Below are 2,732 nucleotides of genomic sequence, written 5' to 3' on the forward strand. Positions count from 1 at the left end.
CCGCTCACCCGCGGACCGTCTGGACGGCCTGGGCCATCGGCGGCCCCACGGCGGCCGGCCGGCGCACGGTCGCTTCGGCGCGCGCCGCCGGGTCGGCGAACGCGTGGCGCACCACCCGCTGCGGCCCGAAGCCCCAATCCCGCAGATAGGCGCTCACGATCCACTCCGGGAGCCGCACCCCGAAGCTGTCCTCGACGAAATCGGCGATGGCCCGCTTCGTCCAGGACGAGGCCTGCACGTTGAGCGCCGCCGGTGGCACCCGGAGGATGGCCCGGCTCACCCGCTCCTCCTGCCACGGCAGCAGCGGGCGGATCTTGCGGCGTCCTCGCGGCTGGGTTCGCAGGCCCGCGGGGCCTCCCGCGCGGTACCGGCGGATCCAGTGGTGCACCGCCTGACGCGTGACGCCGAGGCGCCGCGCGACGCGGCTCGGCGGTTCTCCCTGCTGCACGGCCTGCACCGCCTCCTGCCGCAGCTTCTCCTGCTCCTTGTTCGTGAGAAGACGAAATCCTGGCTCCATCGCAAACACCCCTTGGGCTGCCCGTGGTCTTCGACTGTGCCGGGGGGCGTCGGCTCGCCGGGCGCGGAACTGCGCGGGCGCCGGCAACCCCCCCGGAGCGGACGCGGGGTCAGCAAGCGGTACGGGGCGGGCGGTAGACTTCCGTCGAAACGCCTTCCCGCAGGGGGGCGCCGCGCTCCGGCGGGGCGCGCAGCACCGCCGGAGCCGCGAGGACGGCCACACGGGCGGGCGGGAGGACATCCAGGTCGGCGAGGACGCCGAGATCCGAAGCGCCGGCGTCGCAGACGTCGATGGGCTCCACGTGGCAGGTGCTCTCGCCGGCGGGCAGCAGGGGCATCTCCACCGCGACGGGCACGAAACCCAGCCCCAGCGCGATCACGACGAGCAGCGCCACGGCCGCCCGGACCGCGCCGGCGCGGGGGGAGCGCATTCCGACTGAAATGATCCGCATGGCCAATGAGTAGTGCCCGGCCGCGCGTTTGTCAAGGCGGGCCGGCGCCCGGGGGCGGCTCCGTAAGCGTCCACTTCTCGACCAGGTGGTGCGGCCGCCAGCCGCTCTTGGCCCGCCGTAGTCCCGGCAGGCCGAGGTCCTGCTCGCGATTGACGAACGTGAAATCGCCGAGCGCCTCGCGACAGAACCAGTGGTTGATCAGCTGGTAGATGCCGGTCACGGACGGGTCGGCCTTCTCGAAGTGCACGACGGCGGTGTCCGGGCGGAGCCGCTCGGCGAGGGCGAAGGCCTTGAGACGCCCGTCGACGCGCACGATGCCGCCGAACACGCCCAGCTCCCGGCGCAGCCTCAGGCAGGCGGCGATCGCCTCCTGCTCCGCGGCGAGGTCCTGGTCGAGATGGCAGGTGCGCAGGTCGCACCACTGCTCTTCGAGCGCGAGGCACTCGGCGACCGTCGCCTCGTCCAGGTGTTCGAAGACGCAGACGCGCGCCTCCGTCAGCCGGCGGATCTGGTTGCGCTTGCCGTCGAAGTGCCGCCCGGCAAGCTCGGCGATGTCCCGCACCGCGTGGACGTAGTCGAAGTTGGCGCGGTCGGGGGCTGCCGAGAGGCCCGTGGCCGCCAACACCCGCGCCGCCGCCGCCGGCACCCGCCGCATCGAGAAGGGGAAGCCGCCGGCGCGGGCGTGCGCCCGAAGCTCCCGCGCGGACGCCGCGAGGTCCGACCCGCCGACCGGCGGCAGGAAGAAGCGCTCGCCGTGCTCCTCGCAGAGCAGGGCGAGGGCGCCGGCCGCATCGCGCGCGATTGCGACGGCGCGCTTGCGGCGCCAGACCCAGAAGTTGGTGAAGGTCAGCTCTGAGATCTCGGGGGGATGCGCGGCGAGGGCGGCATCGATGAGCGGCTTGTCGTCAAAGGTGAGCGGGCGGAAGTCCATCCGGCAATCCCCGACCTTGATGCCAGTGCACGCTTCGGGGTCCTGTCGCTGCGGACCTCCACCGTACTCCCTTCGGTCCGTGCGGCGGAGGGCTTCCCCCCCGCGCCACCCCTCCGCTGTTACGGTTCGCAGGCACCAATCTAAGCCAAGTGCGGCCCTTTGCGCCGCAAATGATTGACCGACCGCGGGGCGTCTTGGGTGGCCGCCCCTCCCGCGTTGACTGGTGATGGCGGCAGGGGCAGGATGGGCCGATGCGCGCGCGGGGGGCCGTGGCCTGCTTCGTCACGCCGCACGGCTTCGGGCACGCGGCCCGCGCCGCCGCGGTGCTCGCGGCGCTGCGCGAGCGGGCGCCCGGTCTCCCGGTCCATCTCTTCACGACCGTGCCGCGCTGGTTCTTCGCCGATTCGCTTGGCGCCTCATTCACCCTTCACCCCGTCGTCTCGGACGTCGGCCTTGTCCAGCCGGATCCGCTCACCGAGGACCTCCCGGCCACCGTGGCGCGGCTGCGGGCGGTCTACCCGCCGGAGCCGGCCCTGCTCGAGCGCCTGGCGCAGGCCATGCGCCGCGCCCGCTGCCGCTTGGTGCTCTGCGACATTTCGCCGCTGGGCATCGCCGTGGCGCGCGCGGCCGGGCTGCCGTCCGTCCTCCTCGAGAATTTCACGTGGGACTGGATCTACCGGGGATACCAGCGGCGGGAGCCGCGCCTGGCGCCGGCCGCCGCGCGGTTGGCAGTCCTTGGCGCCCAGGCGGACCTGCACGTTCAGGCGACGCCCGTCTGCCGTCCGTCCGCCGCCGCGGTGCGTGTCGGCCCCATCGGCCGCCGCCCGCGCGCC

The 2,732-nt window shown here is 73.8% G+C and carries 4 protein-coding genes; 1 reads left to right on the top strand and 3 read right to left on the bottom strand.

Annotated features, from left to right (window positions below):
• Nucleotides 1-4: 4 nt before the first annotated feature.
• The 3 genes from VI078_04475 to VI078_04485 all read right to left on the bottom strand — a co-directional run bounded on the left by VI078_04475 (nucleotide 5) and on the right by VI078_04485 (nucleotide 1,899).
• The gene (locus VI078_04475; GenBank protein ID HEY5998542.1) at nucleotides 5-517 is read right to left on the bottom strand and encodes a helix-turn-helix domain-containing protein; all 513 of its coding nucleotides are present in this window, start codon (nucleotides 515-517) and stop codon (nucleotides 5-7) included.
• Nucleotides 518-626: 109 nt separating this feature from the next.
• Nucleotides 627-947: a hypothetical protein gene (locus tag VI078_04480; protein HEY5998543.1), complete on the bottom strand. Its 321-nt coding sequence runs from the start codon at nucleotides 945-947 to the stop codon at nucleotides 627-629.
• A 52-nt stretch (nucleotides 948-999) separates the two neighbouring features.
• On the bottom strand, nucleotides 1,000-1,899 hold the full coding sequence (locus VI078_04485) for a phosphatidylglycerol lysyltransferase domain-containing protein (GenBank protein ID HEY5998544.1): 900 nt from the start codon (nucleotides 1,897-1,899) through the stop codon (nucleotides 1,000-1,002).
• Nucleotides 1,900-2,150: 251 nt separating this feature from the next.
• On the opposite strand from VI078_04485, the gene VI078_04490 reads away from it, so the two are divergent.
• On the top strand, nucleotides 2,151-2,732 hold a 582-nt coding region (locus VI078_04490; protein ID HEY5998545.1), incomplete at its 3' end, for a hypothetical protein.

It is taken from the genome of bacterium (assembly GCA_036524115.1).
In the GTDB taxonomy this organism is placed as follows: Bacteria; JAUVQV01; JAUVQV01; order JAUVQV01; family DATDCY01; genus DATDCY01.

Excerpts from the sequence above, each read along its gene's own strand:
- VI078_04475 (HEY5998542.1), bottom strand. The coding sequence starts at position 517 with ATGGAGCCAGGATTTCGTCTTCTCACGAACAAGGAGCAGGAGAAGCTG.
- VI078_04480 (HEY5998543.1), bottom strand. The coding sequence starts at position 947 with ATGCGCTCCCCCCGCGCCGGCGCGGTCCGGGCGGCCGTGGCGCTGCTC.
- VI078_04485 (HEY5998544.1), bottom strand. The coding sequence starts at position 1,899 with ATGGACTTCCGCCCGCTCACCTTTGACGACAAGCCGCTCATCGATGCC.